This is a genomic window from Sphingomonas sp. PSPC2-2, from assembly GCF_049897725.1.
Lineage (GTDB): Bacteria > Pseudomonadota > Alphaproteobacteria > Sphingomonadales > Sphingomonadaceae > Sphingomonas.
Window position 1 is genome coordinate 1 of the sequence record NZ_JAFCWU010000007.1, and the last position, 18268, is coordinate 18268.

Consider the following 18268-nt stretch of genomic DNA (forward strand, 5'->3'; position numbering starts at 1 on the left):
CCACTAAGGCCGAAGCCTTCGTTCGACTTGCATGTGTTAGGCATGCCGCCAGCGTTCATTCTGAGCCATGATCAAACTCTCAAGTTTATGACCGGCATCATCGCAGTGGAATTCCACGACAAAACCGGCATCTCTAGGAGCTGCTCTGCACAAATTCTTACGTATGGAAACGTGAAGGACTTGTAAGAGCGACTTAGCTTTGAACGATCAATCGAGCCTAGAGGACCCGAAAAACCGTGAAGCCGCCGCCCACATGTCCCTTCATCTTAAACCAACAATGTCAAAGAGCGCAAAATACCGACGCCTTGCTCAACCCTTTCTTTCAAGGGGCGAGCCGAGCGCCGAAAATTTGGTGACCGTAGAAGCGGACCGTGTGGGCCACCGCTGCGGTGGAGTGGTCTCTAGATGCGACTCTCCAGCCCGTCAAACCCTTTTTTGCAATTTTCTTTCACTGCCCTGCAAAACCGCGGAAATCTGCGGGTTTAGCGGTCCTTAACGGCTTCCGGGATAAGGGCGTCGGAATGGACGCCCTTGCCGACTCTTCGAATCCCCCGGCCGAATCGCTGTCGAATCAGGTGCGTAGCGCCGTGATCTGGCGGTCGGGCAGCCAGATTCTCGCGCAGATCGTGCAATGGGCTTCCACCTTTCTCGTGATTCGGATCCTAGACCCGCACGATTATGGTCTGTTTGCGATGACAGGGGTGGTGCTGGTCCTCCTCAACATGCTCAACGGCTATGGGCTGGCGAGCGGGTTGATCCAGAAGGCCGAAATCACGCCGCGCGACATTCGCCAGCTGTTCGGCATGTTGCTGCTGCTCAACGGCGTACTGGCGGCGGCGCAGGTCTTCCTCCTCGCCCCCGCCGCCGCCGCTTATTATCGGCAGCCGATCGTCGCGCACCTGCTGCAGGTACAAGCGCTGCTCTATCTGACGACGCCCTTCATCGCGCTGCCCTATGCGCTGCTGTCGCGCACGCTCGAATTCAAGCTGCAGGCGCGGGTCAATATTCTTGCATCGATCGCCAGCGCGAGCACAGCCTTGGCCGGGGCGATGGCCGGGCTCGGTGTATGGACGCTGGTGCTCGCCCCGTTGGTTCTCTTCAGCGTTCGAGCGATCGGCATGACGATCGTCGCCAAGTCGCTGGTATGGCCAAGCTTCGATTTTCGCGGAGCGGGCAAGCTCGCGCGATATGGCGGCGTAATGGCGGTTGGCCAGCTCTTCTGGTTCGCCCAAAGCCAGGCCGACGTGTTCATCGCCGGGCGCCACTTCACCCCGCACACGCTCGGCATCTACACCGAGAGCCTGTTCCTCACGCAGGTGTTCGTCTCGAAATTCGTGCCGCCGCTCAACGAAGTCGCCTTTTCGGCCTATGCGCGAATCCAGCATGATCGCGCGCTGGTCGCCGCCGCCTTTGCGCGATCGGTACGAATCATCATGATCGCGGCGCTCCCCTTCTATTTCGGCCTTGCCGCGACCGCCGAGCCGCTGGTGCTGACGGTATTGGGCGAGAAATGGCGCGAAGCCGCGCCCGTCGTGCATTTGCTCGCGCTGGCCATGCCGTTCATGACGCTGCAGGTGTTGTTGCAGCCAGCGTGCGACGCGTGTGGACGGCCCGGGATCGGCGTGCGCAATGGTGCGGTTGGCGCGCTGGTGCTGACGATCGCGTTTGTGATCGGCGTGCGTTGGGGGGCGACCGGCCTGGCGACGGCGTGGATCTGCGCTTATCCGGTCTATCTCGGCGTCAGCCTGTGGCGATCACTGCCCGTCATCGGCACCTCGCCGCGCGCCATCGCCGACGCAATCGCGCCAGCGTTGCTCGCCGCGCTGGCGATGGCACTGGTGGTGACGCTGGTCGACGAGGCTCTGCCCGCGATGCAAGCCTTCCCGCGCCTTGCCATATTGGTGGCGGTGGGCGCGGGCGCTTATGGCGGATGGCTCGCGCTGTTCGCGCGCGGCGTGGTGCGCGAAATGATCGCGGTGGTGCGCAAACAGCCCACTCCGCTCGCAACCGCCTAGGCCGACTGAATATAACTGCGCATCGCCTCGGCATCGGCCTCGATCCGGTCGATGCGATATTTGACCAAATCGCCGATCGAGACGAAGCCGATCACCGTATCGCCCTCGACCACGGGCAAATGGCGGATCCGCCGCCGTGTCATCAGCGACAGCGCACCGATCACCGCCTCGGACGGGGTCACGGTGATCGGCGGTGCGGTCATCGTATCGCCGACGCTGCGCGCCATCGCGTCTGCGCCATGCGCGTGGATCGCATGAATCACGTCGCGTTCGGAAAAGATGCCGACGACGCTGTTGCCCTCCATCACCGGCACCGCGCCGACGCGGCGCGTCGCCAGCACCGCCACCGCGTCGCCGACGCTGTGCTGCGCGGTGATCGAAATCACTTCACGGCCCTTATTGCCCAGGATTGCTGCGATCGTCATCGGCTCTCTCCTACTGCGCTCGTCATCCGAGTCTCTCAGGCGCTTGAGGATTTCACGTTTCGCGATCTATGGGAAGCAATGACGACTCCTTCCGGCCTCGATGATCCTGCTTATGCGGCCTTCGCCTGGGCGCGCTTTCGCTGCATCCTCGGCTGGATGGCGGTGCTGGCAGCGGTGTTCATCGTCGCGGCGATCGTGGTGCTGCAGCATTTTTATGGGCCAATGGGGTGGGTGGCGATCCTCGCGGTGATCGGCGGCGCGGGCGGATCGATCATGCTGAGTGCGGTGCTGATGGGGCTGATCTTCCTCAGCTCGGGCTCGGGTCACGATGAGTCGGTCGATCGGCGGGACTGAGCCGAGGGCCAACCGTCGGACGCCTGAGCGCGATGATTTCACTTCGCCCCGTTCGTTTCGAGCTAAGTCGAGAAACAGTAGCAATCGCTGTGCCAGGTTTCTCGACTTCGCTCGAAACGAACGGAACTGGTGAAAGATCACCCAACTCTAATCGCTATCCTTGATGCGATAGCCGAAGCTGCGCGTGCCGTTGGCGGGGATCTCCACCGACCACACCGCTTTGCCGTCCTTGCGCGTGAGCGTCTCGGTCATGCGCGACATGCGGGGCAAATCCTCGCCGGCGAAGCGCGCTTCGAAGCGGACGGGATAGGGGTTGGCGTTGCGCGCGGTCAGGCGATAGGCCTCCCAATCCTTGCCGCTGTCGGGATGCGCGCTTTCGATCGTCACTTGGGTGGCATCGGCGACACCGGCTTCGACCTCCTCGCCCACTGCCTTATCGGCAATCGCGCCCTCCCCGATCAACAGCGCGGTGTCGCCGCGCGGCTGGAATAAGGCGACAGGCCCCGCCGGAAGCGGCACGCCCAGCCCCTGATCGGTGCGGTTGCGCAGGCGCAGCGTGATTCGCGGCGCGTCGGCATCGCCGCCGCTATCGACCGTGGAGACATAGACGATGCTGACCGGCACCGCCGCGCGATCCAGCAAGGCGACCTGCTTTTGCGCGAGCGCGGCGACGGTGGTGCGATCGGGCACGCGGTAGAGTTTCAGGTCGCCGAGATCCTCCTGCTGGACCATCGCGCGCCGCAAGCGCGTGCCCGTGACGACGATATCCGCCTCAAATGCCATCGGCGCGGGTGCAGGCAGCGGCGGAGGCGCAAACACTGCCGCCGGTGCTGGGACGATCGGCTGCGCAAAACAGCGGAAGGTGAGCGATTCGTCGGCGACATTCCAAGTCGGATTGGGCGCGCTACCTTCGCGCTTGACCGCACCCGCGACCACCATCGTCTCGGCATCGGCGAAGCTGGTGGTGTCGCTGCTGGCGAGCGTCACCCACGCCAGCAAATCCGCGCTTTGGCCGTCGGGGCGCAACGTCGCGACATAATTGGCCTGCCAGTCAAACCCCCAGGCGAGATAGGAGAGCGTCACGGTGACACTCACCGCAGTTGGAGAATCTAGCTCAACCGACAGCGTCGGCTTGGCAGCAAGCGTAGGGGGCACGCGGTTATAGACCAGCGCATCCTGGGATGGCCCGCAATCCGCCGCGAGGAAACCGTCGCGCGTCTGCAGGATCGCGGCACCGTCCGGCCCCGAGCGGACGATCGCCGCTTCCTCGACGATGCGCTTGGCGATCGTCCGCCGGATCGTCACCGGACGGCCGAAGCTGCCCGCGTAAAGGGTGCGCGGTGAGAGCAGATCGGCATCGAGATTCTTCTCGCGCACGCCCTGCGGCAGGCCGGTGACGATCGCGCTTTCCGGCAAAATCCCCGCCGCCACGCCTTCAAAGCGCAGCGTCGTCCGCCCCGCCGGGATGGTCACGCGGCGCTGCTCGGTGATCAGTGCATAGCCTTGTAGCCAGGCGCGATCGATCGCCTGATCGGGCGCACGCAGGGGCGCGCGGTAGATTGTCACGGCAACGCGGTCGGGCGCGGGCGACAGAGTCTGCGCGGGCGCCGCGCTCGCCAGCGCGCCGACCAGCAGTGCCATCCCCCAGCGCAGCACGCGCCGCACCGCGCTCAGAACCGCGTGTCGAAGGTCGCGGTGACGCTTGCCGTTCCGTTGGCGGGCACGGCGACTTGCCACACCGCCTCATCGGCATCGGCGCGCGTACTCGGCTGACTCTCGTCGGTGATCTTCGTGTCGTGCCACCAGCGCTCGAGCCCGGCCTGGGCGAGTTCGACTGTCACGCCCTGCGCGCGCGCATTGGTGAGGGTGTAGCGCATCGTCGTACGCCAGCGCTCATCCGAAATCCGCTCGCGCTTTTCGACCGTCGGCAGGATTTTCACGTCGAACGCTTCGCCGGTCTTGAGCGCGAGCTTCGATCCCATCGGCGTGTGCGGGATTTCGCTTTCGCCGATGAATTGCGGCGCACCGCGCGCATCGCGCATATAGACGCGCACCGTGCCGGCGGGCAGCGCATCGCCGAGGCCGCCCTCGCGCGACGAACTGAACTTCAACACCGTGTCGACGCTGACCGCCTCGTCAAGCTTTTGCAGCCAGGGGTTGCGATAGAAATAGCTCTTGGCGGCAGGCGCGCCTGCCACGTCGAGAAAGCTGACCTGCTTGGTCTGCGCATTGGCGATCGTGGTGCGCTCGGCGAGCGGATAGAGGTAGAAATCGCCGAGTTGCTCACGGCGCGCCGTCTCGGTGCCGGGCTGGTTGCCGCGTGGGCCGGGCGTGCCGCGACCACCGTAAAAGCTCGGGCGATTGCCGCCATCCGCCGTGCCGACCGCGCCCGCGACCAGCAGCGTCTTGGCCGCATTGAAGGTCGTGCCGGTGGTGTTGGTCAGCGTGATCCAGCCCTGCACGTCGAGCTTGCCGGCTTTCTCATCGAACAAGGCGACATAGTCCGCCTTCCACCCCAGCCCGCGCGAAAGATAGTTGAGCGTGGCCGGGCGCGTGCCCGCATTCGCGCTGTCGAGCGTCACCGACAAAGTCGGCCGCGCGCGCAAATTGGCGGGGAGAGAGGGGAATACCACGCGACCAGTGTTACGATCGAGAACCTCGATGCGGTCGCCGACCTGGACGATGGTGCCGCCGTTATTCGCGAGCACGCGCGCCGCCTCGCGCGTTTCCGCACCGGTGGCGGGGTTGGTGCGCACCAGCGTCACGCTTTGGCCAACCGATTTGTTCATCAAGGTTTGGGGCGACAGCAGGTCGTAATCGAAATTCTGCTCGATGATCCCGGCACCGGCGGCGGTGAGCGTCACCGTCTCGGGGCGGATCTGCGCCGAGACATCCGCGAACTCCTGGCGCGATCGACCGCGCGGCAGGGCGAGCTGGCGGGTATCCTGGATCAGCGCCAGATCGTTATTGTAGATGGTGACCGACAGGTCCCCCTGCGCGCTGCTCGCGACCGGGTCGGGGGCAGCGCTTTGCGCGTTCGCCACGCCGGGCAAGCAGAGCATCGTCGTCGCCAGCCACATGCGCATGTCATCGCTCTCCCGTTATCGCGGGCCTAGGCTATGGATATAACAACGGCGTTACAATCCCATAGTCAGGCCCGCTAAACGGAGCGGCGGATTACTCGCTTGGCGTGCTGGTCGTGCTGCCGGGTGGGCGGCCGCGACGGCGGCGCGGCTTCTCGATCAGTTCGCCATCGCTGTCAGGCTCGACGACTGCAGAGAGGTTGAGCGACGGCGGCAGGCGATCGGCGGTGAAACCGCTATCCTCGCCAGCATCTTCCACGACGGCAACCGCAACGGGCTCGCGCCGGGGACGACCACGGCCGCGACGCGGTGCCGCTGCAACCGCCTCGACCGCGACCACGCCTTCGACGGCGGGTGCGCCTTCAAAGGGCACGATCGTTTCGACCGACACCGCTTCTTCGCTCGCCTCGGGAGTCCGCGCTACGCGATCCTCACGCTCGTAGCGGTCGCCGCGTGGACGGCGTTCGCCGCGTTCTTCGCGCGGAGCATCGGTCTGCCGCTCATAACCGCCTTCGCTGCCCTGGGCGTTGCCATTTGCCCGGCCACGGCCACGGTCGTCATAACCCTGGCCCGCGCCGCGCGCTTCGGATGCGCCGTTTTGGGGTGCGGTGTTCTGGTTGCCGTTTTGCTGATGGCCGCCATTCTGGTTGTAGGAGCGATTGCCGTCCTGACGCCCATCCTGACGATTGCCGTCCTGGCGATACCCGTTTTGCTGGCCGTTGCCGTTCTGGCCGCCACGCTGCTGATCGCCGCGCGGCTGCTCCGGAACGCGCTCGCCCTCATCTTCATAATCGGGCTCGTCTTCATCGAGGGTCGCGCCCTGAATGCGGCGAGTCGACGGCGCGCCGCCATTTTCCTCGAAGCGCGCGCGGGTCTCGGCCAGCACACGAAAGTAATGATCGGCAAATTGCAGATAATATTCGACGTTGACGCGGTCACCCTGCATCTGCGCGTCGCGCGCAAGCGTCTTATACTTCTCGAGCAATTGGGCGGCATTGCCGCGCGCGCGATTGTCGATGCGATTGCCGGTATCCTGGCGACCCGGATTGCCACCCGACGAGCGCTGCTGCTGCCCGCCACGGCCGCGACGGCGGCCGGCCTGACGATTATTGATCAAGTTCTTGTTGTCCTGTGCTTGGAAACCAACCCGGCCGTGCTCCAACAAATCTGGATGCAAATGCCCCCGGCACCGCCGCCGACCATCGGCAACGCGCGCCCGCCACGGTCGCCGGACGACAGCGACTGCATGACTAAGGATGCAGGCTACAGCCCGTTTTCAACCAGTTGCGATGAAAACGCGAGCCCCTGCGCCGTTCAATAGCGACTGCAAAGCCAATCGCCAAGCGGAATATTATGACCGTCGCGTGACCAATTCGGACGAGTGCGTTGCGATCAACGCGCGCGGACGCCCACCGAGATCATGGCGCAGCGCCACGGCAAACCCCTGCGCTTCCAGCAGCGCAGTGACGGCGGAAGCCTGCGTAGCCCCAATCTCAAGGATCGCGGCCCCACCCGGCGCAAGCAAGCCGGGTAGTTGCGGGGCGATGCGGCGATAGTCGTCGAACCCGTCCGAGCCCGCGAACAGGGCAGCGCCCGGTTCATGGTCGCGAACCTCAGCCGGAAGGTGCTCCTGCGTGCCGATATAGGGCGGATTCGAAAAGATCAGGTCGAACACCTCGGTCACGCCCTCGCCCCAATCGCCGCGCCGCAAGGTTGCGCGGGCCGCCAGCCCAAGCGCAAGCCGGTTGCGCTCGGCATAAGCCAGCGCCTCGGGCGACGCATCGACGCCCAATCCGGTGGCCGCAGGCCATTGGTCGAGCGCCGCCAGCAACAAGGTGCCGGGTCCGGTCCCCAGATCAAGAATGGTCTTGGGGCCAGCCGTGCCGAAATGATCGACCGCCGCCTCGATCAGCGTCTCGCTATCGGCGCGGGGCACCAGTACGCCGGGGCCGACCGCCAGCTCGATCGTCCAGAAGGCACGACTGCCGGTAATATAGGCGATCGGCTCATGCGCGAGCCGCCGCGCGAGCAGCGGGCCAAAGCTGTGCGGCGTGGGGGAATCGAGCCGCTGCAGCAACAGCGTTTCGCGCGAAATGCCCAACGCGTGCGCCATCAGCAATTCGGCATCGAGCCGCGGGGTCGCCGAGACAGGAGTAAGCGCGGTGGTTGCCGAAGCGAGCGCGCCTCTAACTCCCCTCCCGCTTGCGGGAGGGGTTGGGGGAGGGGCTGTCATAATTCGTACCGCGCGCTTGTAGCACTGCCCTCCCCCAGCCCCTCCCGCACGCGGGAGGGGAGTTTAAGAGTCAAGGCTCGCCAGCCGCTCGGCCTCGTCCTGTGCGATCAGTGCACCGATCAGCTCATCCATCTCGCCCGCCAGAATCTCGGGCAACCGGTGCAATGTCAAATTGATGCGGTGGTCGGTCACGCGCCCTTGCGGGAAGTTATACGTCCGAATCCGCTCCGAACGATCGCCCGACCCGACCATCGATTTGCGCGCACCCGCGCGCTCCTGATGCAAACGATCGCGCTCGGCCTCATACAAACGGGTGCGCAGCACGCGCATCGCCTTGGCCTTGTTCTTGTGCTGGCTCTTCTCGTCCTGCTGGATAACGGTCAGGCCCGTCGGGATATGGACGATGCGCACCGCCGAATCGGTGGTGTTGACCGATTGCCCGCCCGGCCCGGACGAGCGATAAATGTCGATGCGCAGATCCTTGTCCTCGATCTTGACGTCGACCTCCTCGGCCTCGGGCAGCACCGCAACGGTCGCGGCGGAAGTGTGGATGCGCCCCTGCGCCTCGGTCGCGGGCACGCGCTGGACACGGTGGACGCCGCTTTCGAACTTCAACTTGGCGAACACGCCCTTGCCCTCGACCGAGGCGATCGCTTCCTTGAAGCCGCCGCTTTCAGACGAGGAAGTCGAGATCAGCTCGACCCGCCAGCCCTGGCTTTCGGCGTAGCGCTGATACATGCGGAACAGGTCGGCGGCGAACAGCGCAGCCTCGTCCCCACCGGTCCCGGCGCGGATTTCGAGCATCGCCGCACGTTCATCGGCGGCATCGCGCGGCAGCAGCGACAGCGCCAGCGCGCGCTCGGCAAGCGGCAGGCGCTCGCGGATCGTATCGATCTCCTCGCGCGCCATCGTCTTGATCTCGGGATCGCCGTCATCTTCCATGCCGGCCAGCACGTCGAGCTCGGCGCGCAACCGCCGCACCTCACCCGCCGCGCGCGCGACGGGTTCGAGTTCGGCATATTCCTTCGACACCTGGACGAAGCGGTCCGACGGCAAATCCCCTGTCGCCATCAGCGCCGAAAGCTCGTCGCGCCGCGCCTCAATCTGGCGGATGCGGTCTGGGGAGATGGAGGTCATTCCGTTGTCATCGCCTTCAACACGGCGTCTACCGCATAGCCTTGCGCTGCTCGCTCATGGCGAACGACATTATAGCTTTCCGATAGAGCCAAGAGCGCGGCTTCGACCACATCTTTGTCGGCGGCTGCGTAGCTGTCAGGTTGATTGACTCGAACGGCAATACCACGTCGATCCGGCAGGCCCGTATCGGTCGCCTTTGAAACTACGACCCGTCCGAGCGAGCCGTTTTTGACTGCTAACTCAAACCGACGTTTTGCGTTTCCACGATAAGCCAGTTCGGCTCGTACCCCTGCTCGCCGTAAAGCTGAGGTCACTGCTATCGCCTCACTTTCAGCATCTGGTTGGTCGGGGATAACCGTAACATCCGCGACATCCGTAGCCGGTTCCTCCAGCAACATCGCCAGCCGCTCGATCCCCGCCGCCCAGCCAACGCCTGCCGTCTCCGGCCCGCCAAGCGAGCCGATCAACCCATCGTAGCGCCCGCCCGCCAGCACGGTGCCCTGCGCGCCCAGCCGATCCGTAACGAACTCGAACGCGGTGTGCCGGTAATAATCGAGCCCGCGCACCAGCCGCGCATTGCGCGTCCAGGCCACGCCCGCCGCGTCCAGCCCCGCCGTCACAGCCTCGAAAAACGCGCGCGCTTCGGGCGTGAGATAGGCATCGATATCGGGTGCCGAATCCGCCACCGGCCGGTCGCGCGGATCCTTCGAATCCAGGATGCGCAGCGGGTTCTTCTCCAGCCGCGCCAGGCTGTCCTCGCTCAGCACATCCCGATGCGCCTCGAAATGCGCGACCAACGCCGCGCGCCACGCATCGCGCGTCTCGGCATCGCCCAGCGTGTTGAGCTGCAGCGTCACGCCCTCGGTGATGCCTAGCTCCCGCAGCAACTGGTCCGCCAGCACGAGCAGTTCGACATCCGCCGCCGGTTCCGCCGCGCCGATCACCTCGGCGTCGATCTGGTGGAACTGCCGATAGCGCCCCTTTTGCGGGCGCTCATAGCGGAACACCGGCCCGTGCGTCGCGATCTTGAGCGGCGCATATTGCTGCCAGCCCTCGGTCAGATAGGCGCGCGCTATGCCAGCGGTAAATTCGGGCCTGAGCGTCAGCGAATCACCGCCGCGATCCTCGAAGGTGTACATCTCCTTCGACACCACGTCCGTCGTCTCGCCCAGCGAGCGCGCGAATACCGCCGTCGATTCAAACACGGGCAGTTCAACGCGCTGGAAACAATAAAGTCGCCGCACCCGGTCAAAGGTATCGACCACGCGCGCGAAGCGTCGTTGATCGTCGCCGAAGATGTCCTGCGTGCCGCGGATGCGTTTGGGGGTTTCGATGCGTGCCATAAAGGCTCGCTCTCTAAGCGAGCCGCGCACCAAGCGCCAGATGCTTGTGCATAGCGCCCATGACAGCGCTTGACAGGGCCTTCGCTGCATCGCAGCATTGCCGCAACGGGAACGGCCACAGTTCCCATTTCAGCATCCGCAGGACTCCACCCGGCTCGTTTCGGAAAGGTAGCTATGCGTCCGTCTGCTTCCCAAAGTCCCGCCGCTTTCGCGTCCCACACCATCCCCTTCCCCGCATGAGCTTGCTGATCGCATGGGGGCCCGCGATCATTGCCCTGCTCGCCGCTGGTCTGTTTGCCGGTTTTGCCGCCGGATTGTTCGGCATCGGGGGCGGTTTCGTCGTCGTGCCGGCGATGATCGCGCTGTTGCCACTGCTCGGCGGTAGCCACGCCGAATATACCCATGTCGCGATCGGCACATCCTTCGCCACGATCGTGATTACCGCGCTACGCTCGACGCTATCGCACGCCAAACGCGGGGCGGTCGATTTCGAGATTCTCAAAAGCTGGGCCCCGTGGATCGTCGGCGGGGTCGGCATCGGCGTGATGCTGGCGCGCGTGCTGACTGGACAGGCGCTCTCGATCATCTTTGCGGTTGGCATCACGCTGATGTCGATCAACTTCCTCGTGCCCAAGCTCGCGCGCCGTCAAGTCAGCGATACGATGCCGACCGGGGTGGTGCGCGCGGGTATCGCCGGAAGCCTTGGCATCTTTTCCTCGCTGCTCGGCATTGGCGGCGGCACGGTCGCGGTGATCGTGATGACGCTGTGCGGCCGATCGATCCACAAGGCGATCGCGACGGCGGCGGGCTTCGGCTTCATCATCGCAGTGCCCGGCACGATCGGCTGGATGTTGATCGGCCTGGGCAAACCCGGCCTTCCGATCGGATCGATCGGCTATGTCAATTTCCTGGGGGCGGCGATCATCACCTCGATGTCGATCCTCACCGCACCGCTTGGCGTCGCGTCGGCACATGCTCTGCCGGCCGAACCGCTCAAGCGCGTGTTTGGCGTGTACTTGCTGTTCATCGCCGGGGTCATGTTTAATCGCGCCATGCATATGTGATTTGCGCTGGGTCAAAAGCGCGGTAGCACCGCGCCGATGACCCTGAACCTCGGCAAGAGAATCGCCCCGCCCCGCTTCATCCTGTTCACGATTCTGTTCGTGGCCGGGCTGTTCGTCGCCATTCCCGCCTTTGGCTGGGGGCGCGGCACAATGGGGGCGTTCGATGTCGCAGCGGCGGTGTTTCTGATCGCGATCTCGACCTTGCTGCGCAAGGGCAAGGCCGATCAGATGCGCAAGGCCGCCGCCGCGAATGACGCCAATCGCGCAGGGTTGCTGGTGCTGACCGGGCTGACGATGGTCGTCATCCTCACCTCGGTCGCCAAGGAAATGCAGGAGAAAGCCAATCTTGTCGCGACCGTGCTCGTCATCGTGACGCTGGTGCTGGCGTGGCTGTTTTCCAATTCGGTCTATGCGCTGCATTATGCGCATCTGTTCTATTCGGATTGCGACGGTGACGGCAAGGATGCCGGCGGCCTGGAGATCCCCAATTGCGCCGAGCCCGATTATTGGGATTTTTTATATTTCAGCTTCACGCTCGGCATGACCTTCCAGACATCCGACGTCGAAATCTCCTCGCGCCAGATCCGCCGCGTCACGCTCGGCCATTGCCTGGCGGCGTTCGTCTTCAACATCGGTGTGCTCGCCTTCACCATCAACGTGCTCGGCAGCAGCAGCACGTCCTAGGCTGGACGCCGACCGCATGAGCCGCTTAGATCACCGTCACAGCACTCCTCACACGAAAGAATCCCGAATGATCCGTCGTGCCGCGCTCACTACCCTGTTGCTCGCCACCGCCGCCCCGGTATTGGCGGAAAATTCCAAGCCGCAGCCGGTGCCGTATGTCGACACGATCCCACCCGCGCAGGACATTCGCTTCCCCGGCACGATCACGCTCGACATTGACGCGACCGACACGCGCCGCGGCATCTTCACGACGCGTGAAACGATCAGCGGCGTTTCGGCGGGTCACATGGTGCTGCTCTTCCCGAAATGGCTGCCCGGCAACCATTCGCCGACGGGCCAGCTCGACAAGCTGGCCGGGCTGCACATCCGCGCCGGCGGCAAGGAGCTGGCGTGGACGCGCGACCCGGTCGATGTTTACGCCTTCCACATCGACGTGCCCGCCGGTGCCAAGGCGCTCGACATCGATCTGCAATTTCTCTCCGCCACCGCTGGAGACCAGGGGGCGGTAGTGATGTCGCCCAACATGCTGCGGCTGCAATGGAATTCGATGAGCCTCTACCCGGCGGGCTATTTCACCCGGCAGATTCCGGTAAAGGCGACCGTGAAATACCCGGCCGGCTGGACCGCGTCGTCGGGCCTGCCGTCGAAGGCGACCGGCTCGACCTACAGCTATGAGAAGACCAATTACGAAATCCTGGTCGACTCGCCCGTGTTGGCGGGGCGCTATTACAAGCAGTGGCCGCTCAGCCCGCGCGTCAATCTCGACGTCTATGCCGACAATGCCGCAGAATTGGCCGCGACACCCGAACAGATCGATGCGCACAAGAAGCTCGTCGAGCAAGCGGTCAAGGTCTACGGCGCGCAGCATTACGACACCTACGAATTCCTGCTGTCGATCTCCGACGTGATGGGCGGAATCGGGCTCGAACATCACCGCTCGTCCGAAGACGGGGTGAAGCTTGGCTATTTCACCAAGTGGAAGGATGGTCCGGGCTCGCGCAACCTGTTGCCGCACGAATATAATCATAGCTGGGATGGGAAATTCCGGCGCGGAGCCGACCTTTGGACCCCGGATTACCGCACGCCGATGCGTGGCAGCCTGCTCTGGGTCTATGAAGGCCAGACGCAATTCTGGGGCTATGTCTTCCAGGCACGCTCGGGGCTGGTGTCAAAGCAGGACACGCTTGACGGCTATGCTTCGATCCTCGCCAGCCTCGACAACCGCCCAGCACGCAACTGGCGCGACCTGGTCGATACCACCAACGACCCGACGATTTCGCAGCGCCGCCCGAAGGGCTGGGTCAGCTATCAGCGCTCGGAAGATTATTACAATGAGGGGCTGCTGGTGTGGATGGAGGTCGACTCGATCCTGCGCCAGCAATCGGGCGGTACCAAGTCGATCGACGACTTCGCAGCGAAGTTCTTCGGCCTCAACGACGGCGACTATGGCGAGGTGACCTACACCTTCGACGATGTCGTCGCGACGCTCAACGCGATCCAGCCTTATGACTGGGCCAGCCTGCTCAACAAGCGACTGACCGAGACTGGCGAGCCCGCGCCGCTCAAGGGCTTCGAAGCCAATGGCTACAAGCTTGTCTATACCGACACGCCCTCGCTCGCTTTCAAGAACGCCGAGGCGACGCGCAAGAGCACCGATCTGACCTACTCATTGGGCCTCACGCTCAACAAAGACGGTGCCATCACCGGCGTGGGTTGGGACACGCCCGCGTTCAAAGCTGGGTTGACGATCGGCAACACCATCGCGGCGGTGAACGGCACCATTTTCTCGGATACCGCGCTGAAGGCCGCCGTGACCGCCGCAAAGGGCGGCACCGACCCGATCGTGCTGCTGATCAAATCCAATGACAGCGTCGCGCCGGTCAGCATCGACTATCATGGCGGGCTGCGCTATCCGCACCTGGAGAAAATCGGCACCGGAGAGGGTGGTTTGGATCGGTTGCTGACAGCCCGGTAAACGGCTGCACTACAGACCTGCATCAGTTTAAGGATTTAGCATGCGTATCGACATGATTCCGGTCGGCAAGAGCCCGCCCGATGACCTGAACGTGATCATCGAAGTGCCAACCGGCGGCGAGCCGGTAAAGTATGAGTTCGACAAGGCGAGCGGCGCGCTGTTCGTCGATCGCATCCTGCACACGCCGATGCGCTATCCGGCTAATTACGGCTTCGTGCCGCACACGCTTTCCCCCGACGGCGATCCGCTCGACGCGCTGGTCATCGCGCGTTCGCCCTTCATCCCGGGCTGTGTCGTGCGGGCCCGCCCGATCGCCGTGCTCAATCTGGAAGACGAAGCCGGCGGCGACGAAAAGCTGGTCTGCGTGCCGGTCGATTCGACCTTCCCTTATTATTCGAACGTCAACGAACGCGGCGACATGCCCGAGATCGTGTTCGAACAGATCGAACACTTCTTCACGCACTATAAGGATCTGGAAAAGAAGAAGTGGGTGCGCATCGGCACCTGGGGCGATCGCGACGAAGCACGCCGGATCGTGACCGAAGCGATCGAGCGGTATCATGCCGCCAAGGCCGACAAGATCCCTGCCTGAATTCTCGGCAGCGGCGTGGCCCCGCGCCACGCCGCTGCGTGTAGCGACCCCCCGCAGGCCGGGCCGCGAGCGGCCTTGCGCCGCCGGACCCGCCGCCCTTACCGCCCGATCGAGCTGTAACTGAAGCCAGCTCTTTCGACGTCACGCGGCGGATAGACATTGCGCAGATCAACCATCACCGCACCCGCCATCGTCGCCGCCAACCGCTTCAGGTCCAGTGCACGGTAGATGTCCCATTCGGTCACGATCACCACCGCATCGGAACCCGCCGCAGCTTCGTAGGCATCGGTGCAATACACCACGTCGGGCATCATGGTCCTAGCAATCTCCATGCCTTCGGGATCATGCGCCCGCACCTTTGCCCCCGCATCCATCAGGCTTTGGACGATTGCCAAGCTCGGCGCATCGCGCATATCGTCGGTGTTTGGTTTGAAGGTGAGCCCCAGCACCGCAACGGTCTTGCCCTTCGCCTCGCCGCCCAACGCGGCAATCACTTTACGACCCATTGCGCGCTTGCGCGCGTCGTTGACCTGCACGACCGCCTCGACAATGCGTACCGGCGTCTCATAATCCTCGGCCGTCTTGAGCAGGGCGAGCGTGTCCTTCGGGAAACACGAGCCACCATAGCCGGGACCCGCGTGCAAAAATTTGGAGCCGATCCGGTTATCGAGGCCGATGCCCCGCGCCACATCCTGAACGTTCGCACCGACGGCTTCACACAAGTCTGCGATCTCGTTGATGAAGGTGATCTTGGTCGCGAGAAACGCATTTGCCGCATATTTGATCAGTTCCGACGTGCGCCGCCCGGTGAACAGGATCGGGCTCTCGTTCAAATAGAGCGGGCGGTAGATATCACGCATGACCTGCTGGGCGCGCGCGTCATCCGTGCCGATAACGATCCGATCGGGGCGTTTGAAGTCGCCGATCGCCGCGCCCTCGCGCAGGAACTCCGGATTGGAAACGACGGCGATCGGAAAGTCGCCGGCCAGTTCGGTCAAAATCTCCTCGACCTTGTCACCCGTGCCTACTGGAACGGTCGATTTGGTGACAACCACCAGCGGACCGTCAATCGCCGCAGCAATCTCGCGCGTCGCCGCGAAGACATAGCTGAGATCGGCATGGCCGTCGCCACGGCGCGACGGCGTCCCTACCGCGATGAACACAGCATCTGCCCCTGAAACCGCCGCTTTGAGGTCGGTCGAAAATTTGAGACGGCCTGCAGCGACGTTGGTGGCCACCAATGTGTCGAGACCAGGTTCGAAGATCGGCATCTTGCCCGCTTCGAGCGCCGCGATCTTGCTCGCATCCTTATCGACGCAAATTACGTCATGGCCGAAGTCGGAGAAGCAAGCGCCGGAGACAAGCCCGACATAACCCGAGCCAACCATCGTAATTCGCATGATGTTTCCCTAAGCCATTGTGCATGCGACAGCGCGAATGGAACGTCGAATGAGAACGATTCCCTGACGGTATCGTCATGGTGTCGCAACATCGCCGCCATGCGCTCGCATGCCGGAATTGTCGATATCACAAAAAAATGGGGAGGCCAGCTTACGCTGACCTCCCCACAATTTTCGTCTTCAGGTAAAGGCTTAGTTGCCCGAACCCGGACCGTAGGTGACTTCCACACGACGGTTCTGCACTTCACGAACGCCATCGGCAGTCTGAACGCGAAGGTGAGCAGGATCTTCACCGAACGCCTCGGTCGAGATCACACCATCGGGGATCGAGTGGGCGGTCATGTACGCACGAACCGCATCGTTGCGGCGCTGCGACAGGGCCAAGTTGTACTTCGGCGTACCCGAGCGATCGGTGAAGCCGGCCAGCATGACCTTTGCGCTACCGCAGTTCTGATACTGTGCAACCGCACCGTCCAGGATTGCTGCGGCTTCAGGCGTAACGTCCGACTTGTCCCATTCGAAGAACACGATGAACGGACCGGGCGAGCACGGCACTGCGACCGGTGCGGGCGGCGGTGCGGGGGGCTCGGGAGCCGGAGCCGGTGCCGGTGCGGGAGCAGGCGGCGGCGGCGGTGCAGCAGGCTCACCGAAGTTGTAGGTCAGACCACCCAGCAGGCTGTGCGTGCGGAACTTGCTCGCGTACGAGCTGCCCGCGATGTCGACCAGCTTGACGTTGTCGGCAGTGAAGAAACGATACTTCAGCGAGACGTCGACATTCTTGGTCAGCGGCGCGCGGATACCCGCGATGCCCTGATAAGCGAAGACGGTATCGCTGTCGTTCAGGAAGCGCGACGCGCCGAGCGCAACGCCTTCCTTGACGCGTGCGACGCCGACGCCGCCGCCAACGAAGCCCTGGACTTCATCGGCATCACCGAAATCGAGCAGGCCGTTGACCATGAAGCTCAAGGCTGAGCTACGACCGCCAGCGCCGCCGTAGCTACCGGCCGGAAAACCGCCTGGCGTCGTTACGGTCGAGCGATACCCATTTACATCTGCGCTCTTGTAACCGACTTCGGTTTCGATGCGGAAAATGCCGAGGTCGTAACCAATGACGCCATCGACGTCATAGCCATAACGGTGGTCAGCGGTGCTGGCACCCTTGATCGAATTGATGTCGAACTTAACGTCCTCCACAATCATCGCGCCACCCTCGACGCCGACGTACCACGACTTGTCGCGGGCGAGGGCAGGTGTGGCGACGATCGCGGTGGAGGCAAGCGCCATAGCAACGGCAAGCTTCCGCATAAAAAAACCCCTTCTTCTGGTTGTCACTCGGACAGCGCAAACTCCCTACCCAAAGGAATGTTTCCACGCAAGCGCACAAATAGATGCGGCTGTTGTACAAAAGCAACAGCGTGACGGGGTAAGCCTCTGATTCTGCAATCGCTCACGAAGCGATCAGGCCGTGCGACCGCATTGCAGCAAGCACGGCGGCAAGCGTTGCCCGCGCCTCGGCGTCGATGGTCGTCCCACCGGTAGCGGCAGAGATCGCCGATTGTTGCTCCCCGACGACCTGACGTCCCGCAACCAACAAGCACGCGCCCGTAACTTCCCCGATGCGCCAACGCGATCCATCGAAGCGGGCGAATGCGGAATCGCCCCTGCTCCACGCATTCATGCCATCGCGGGCGGCGAGGAAACGCCAGCCAGCGTTGGTCCACCCGGCGATCGCGTTTGGACTCCCGCTCCATGCCCCGGTCGGCGATGGACCCACGATCCAGCATGCACCCGTGTCTGGGCTAACCGGCGGGGACCCCACGCCTACCGCCTCGACCACTGGCTGGACCGCAAAGTCCAGTAGGGTCAGCGCTTCGTTATGCGACAATTCCTTCTGCGCCTGCCCCACCTGGAGCAAAGGCAGGCTCAGCCGCACGGTCGTTTGGTCGTTCATTGACGGTCCTTT

The 18268-nt window shown here is 63.7% G+C and carries 16 protein-coding genes and 1 rRNA gene; 6 read left to right on the plus strand and 11 right to left on the minus strand.

Features of this window, described 5'->3' with window-relative positions; all coding sequences use genetic code 11:
• Nucleotides 1–87, minus strand: a 16S ribosomal RNA gene (locus ACP7BY_RS13250); the annotation flags it as partial.
• Nucleotides 88–521: 434 nt separating this feature from the next.
• On the opposite strand from ACP7BY_RS13250, the gene ACP7BY_RS13255 reads away from it, so the two are divergent.
• Nucleotides 522–2015, plus strand: a complete 1494-nt coding sequence (locus ACP7BY_RS13255) for a lipopolysaccharide biosynthesis protein (RefSeq protein ID WP_137903300.1) — start codon at nucleotides 522–524, stop codon at nucleotides 2013–2015.
• On the opposite strand, the gene ACP7BY_RS13260 is transcribed toward ACP7BY_RS13255, so the two are convergent.
• Nucleotides 2012–2440, minus strand: coding sequence for a CBS domain-containing protein (locus ACP7BY_RS13260; RefSeq protein ID WP_033966133.1), 429 nt, complete (start codon nucleotides 2438–2440; stop codon nucleotides 2012–2014). The genes ACP7BY_RS13255 and ACP7BY_RS13260 overlap by 4 nt on opposite strands.
• A gap of 78 nt (nucleotides 2441–2518) precedes the next feature.
• Between ACP7BY_RS13260 and ACP7BY_RS13265 the strand changes: the two genes are divergently transcribed.
• Entirely contained in the window at nucleotides 2519–2794 is a 276-nt protein-coding gene (locus ACP7BY_RS13265) for a hypothetical protein (protein WP_033966132.1), read from the plus strand.
• 147 nt (nucleotides 2795–2941) lie between these two features.
• Here ACP7BY_RS13265 and ACP7BY_RS13270 read toward each other — a convergent pair whose 3' ends face one another.
• The 6 genes from ACP7BY_RS13270 to hisS all read right to left on the minus strand — a co-directional run bounded on the left by ACP7BY_RS13270 (nucleotide 2942) and on the right by hisS (nucleotide 10590).
• Nucleotides 2942–4531 carry a DUF4139 domain-containing protein gene (locus tag ACP7BY_RS13270; RefSeq protein ID WP_137903301.1) on the minus strand — a complete coding sequence of 530 codons (1590 nt, stop codon included), beginning with the start codon at nucleotides 4529–4531 and terminating at the stop codon, nucleotides 2942–2944.
• Nucleotides 4465–5880, minus strand: coding sequence for a DUF4139 domain-containing protein (locus ACP7BY_RS13275; protein ID WP_137903302.1), 1416 nt, complete (start codon nucleotides 5878–5880; stop codon nucleotides 4465–4467). The genes ACP7BY_RS13270 and ACP7BY_RS13275 overlap by 67 nt, the downstream gene beginning before the upstream one ends.
• A gap of 91 nt (nucleotides 5881–5971) precedes the next feature.
• Nucleotides 5972–6994 (minus strand): DUF4167 domain-containing protein, encoded by a 1023-nt coding sequence (locus ACP7BY_RS13280; RefSeq protein ID WP_126846144.1) that lies wholly within the window; start codon nucleotides 6992–6994, stop codon nucleotides 5972–5974.
• Between the two features lie 234 nt (nucleotides 6995–7228).
• Nucleotides 7229–8110: a peptide chain release factor N(5)-glutamine methyltransferase gene (prmC, locus tag ACP7BY_RS13285; protein WP_137903303.1), complete on the minus strand. Its 882-nt coding sequence runs from the start codon at nucleotides 8108–8110 to the stop codon at nucleotides 7229–7231.
• 63 nt (nucleotides 8111–8173) lie between these two features.
• On the minus strand, nucleotides 8174–9247 hold the full coding sequence (prfA, locus tag ACP7BY_RS13290) for a peptide chain release factor 1 (protein WP_033966881.1): 1074 nt from the start codon (nucleotides 9245–9247) through the stop codon (nucleotides 8174–8176).
• Nucleotides 9244–10590: a histidine--tRNA ligase gene (gene hisS, locus ACP7BY_RS13295; protein ID WP_033966884.1), complete on the minus strand. Its 1347-nt coding sequence runs from the start codon at nucleotides 10588–10590 to the stop codon at nucleotides 9244–9246. The genes prfA and hisS overlap by 4 nt, the downstream gene beginning before the upstream one ends.
• 236 nt (nucleotides 10591–10826) lie before the next feature.
• Here hisS and ACP7BY_RS13300 point away from each other — a divergent pair, with 236 nt between their 5' ends.
• The 4 genes from ACP7BY_RS13300 to ppa all read left to right on the plus strand — a co-directional run bounded on the left by ACP7BY_RS13300 (nucleotide 10827) and on the right by ppa (nucleotide 14905).
• Complete coding sequence (locus ACP7BY_RS13300; RefSeq protein WP_137903304.1) at nucleotides 10827–11654, plus strand: sulfite exporter TauE/SafE family protein; 828 nt, start codon at nucleotides 10827–10829, stop codon at nucleotides 11652–11654.
• Between the two features lie 36 nt (nucleotides 11655–11690).
• The gene (locus tag ACP7BY_RS13305; protein WP_033966886.1) at nucleotides 11691–12338 is read left to right on the plus strand and encodes a DUF1345 domain-containing protein; all 648 of its coding nucleotides are present in this window, start codon (nucleotides 11691–11693) and stop codon (nucleotides 12336–12338) included.
• Nucleotides 12339–12405: 67 nt separating this feature from the next.
• A complete protein-coding gene (locus ACP7BY_RS13310) occupies nucleotides 12406–14313 on the plus strand; it encodes a M61 family metallopeptidase (RefSeq protein WP_137903305.1) in 1908 nt (635 codons plus the stop codon).
• A 40-nt stretch (nucleotides 14314–14353) separates the two neighbouring features.
• On the plus strand, nucleotides 14354–14905 hold the full coding sequence (gene ppa, locus ACP7BY_RS13315) for an inorganic diphosphatase (RefSeq protein ID WP_033966891.1): 552 nt from the start codon (nucleotides 14354–14356) through the stop codon (nucleotides 14903–14905).
• 98 nt (nucleotides 14906–15003) lie between these two features.
• On the opposite strand, the gene ACP7BY_RS13320 is transcribed toward ppa, so the two are convergent.
• The 3 genes from ACP7BY_RS13320 to ACP7BY_RS13330 form a co-directional block, all read right to left on the minus strand.
• Nucleotides 15004–16305 carry a UDP-glucose dehydrogenase family protein gene (locus tag ACP7BY_RS13320; protein WP_033966893.1) on the minus strand — a complete coding sequence of 434 codons (1302 nt, stop codon included), beginning with the start codon at nucleotides 16303–16305 and terminating at the stop codon, nucleotides 15004–15006.
• 192 nt (nucleotides 16306–16497) lie between these two features.
• Nucleotides 16498–17610 carry an OmpA family protein gene (locus ACP7BY_RS13325; protein ID WP_033966895.1) on the minus strand — a complete coding sequence of 371 codons (1113 nt, stop codon included), beginning with the start codon at nucleotides 17608–17610 and terminating at the stop codon, nucleotides 16498–16500.
• A 142-nt stretch (nucleotides 17611–17752) separates the two neighbouring features.
• Nucleotides 17753–18256, minus strand: a complete 504-nt coding sequence (locus ACP7BY_RS13330) for a DUF2793 domain-containing protein (RefSeq protein ID WP_033966896.1) — start codon at nucleotides 18254–18256, stop codon at nucleotides 17753–17755.
• Nucleotides 18257–18268: the final 12 nt, after the last annotated feature.

Bases quoted from the DNA above. Each gene is read 5' to 3' on its own strand.
- ACP7BY_RS13255 (WP_137903300.1), top strand. From the start codon at position 522: ATGGACGCCCTTGCCGACTCTTCGAATCCCCCGGCCGAATCGCTGTCG.
- ACP7BY_RS13260 (WP_033966133.1), bottom strand. From the start codon at position 2,440: ATGACGATCGCAGCAATCCTGGGCAATAAGGGCCGTGAAGTGATTTCG.
- ACP7BY_RS13265 (WP_033966132.1), top strand. From the start codon at position 2,519: ATGACGACTCCTTCCGGCCTCGATGATCCTGCTTATGCGGCCTTCGCC.
- ACP7BY_RS13275 (WP_137903302.1), bottom strand. From the start codon at position 5,880: ATGCGCATGTGGCTGGCGACGACGATGCTCTGCTTGCCCGGCGTGGCG.
- prmC (WP_137903303.1), bottom strand. From the start codon at position 8,110: ATGACAGCCCCTCCCCCAACCCCTCCCGCAAGCGGGAGGGGAGTTAGA.
- prfA (WP_033966881.1), bottom strand. From the start codon at position 9,247: ATGACCTCCATCTCCCCAGACCGCATCCGCCAGATTGAGGCGCGGCGC.
- hisS (WP_033966884.1), bottom strand. From the start codon at position 10,590: ATGGCACGCATCGAAACCCCCAAACGCATCCGCGGCACGCAGGACATC.
- ACP7BY_RS13300 (WP_137903304.1), top strand. From the start codon at position 10,827: ATGAGCTTGCTGATCGCATGGGGGCCCGCGATCATTGCCCTGCTCGCC.
- ACP7BY_RS13305 (WP_033966886.1), top strand. From the start codon at position 11,691: ATGACCCTGAACCTCGGCAAGAGAATCGCCCCGCCCCGCTTCATCCTG.
- ACP7BY_RS13310 (WP_137903305.1), top strand. From the start codon at position 12,406: ATGATCCGTCGTGCCGCGCTCACTACCCTGTTGCTCGCCACCGCCGCC.
- ppa (WP_033966891.1), top strand. From the start codon at position 14,354: ATGCGTATCGACATGATTCCGGTCGGCAAGAGCCCGCCCGATGACCTG.
- ACP7BY_RS13320 (WP_033966893.1), bottom strand. From the start codon at position 16,305: ATGCGAATTACGATGGTTGGCTCGGGTTATGTCGGGCTTGTCTCCGGC.
- ACP7BY_RS13325 (WP_033966895.1), bottom strand. From the start codon at position 17,610: ATGCGGAAGCTTGCCGTTGCTATGGCGCTTGCCTCCACCGCGATCGTC.
- ACP7BY_RS13330 (WP_033966896.1), bottom strand. From the start codon at position 18,256: ATGAACGACCAAACGACCGTGCGGCTGAGCCTGCCTTTGCTCCAGGTG.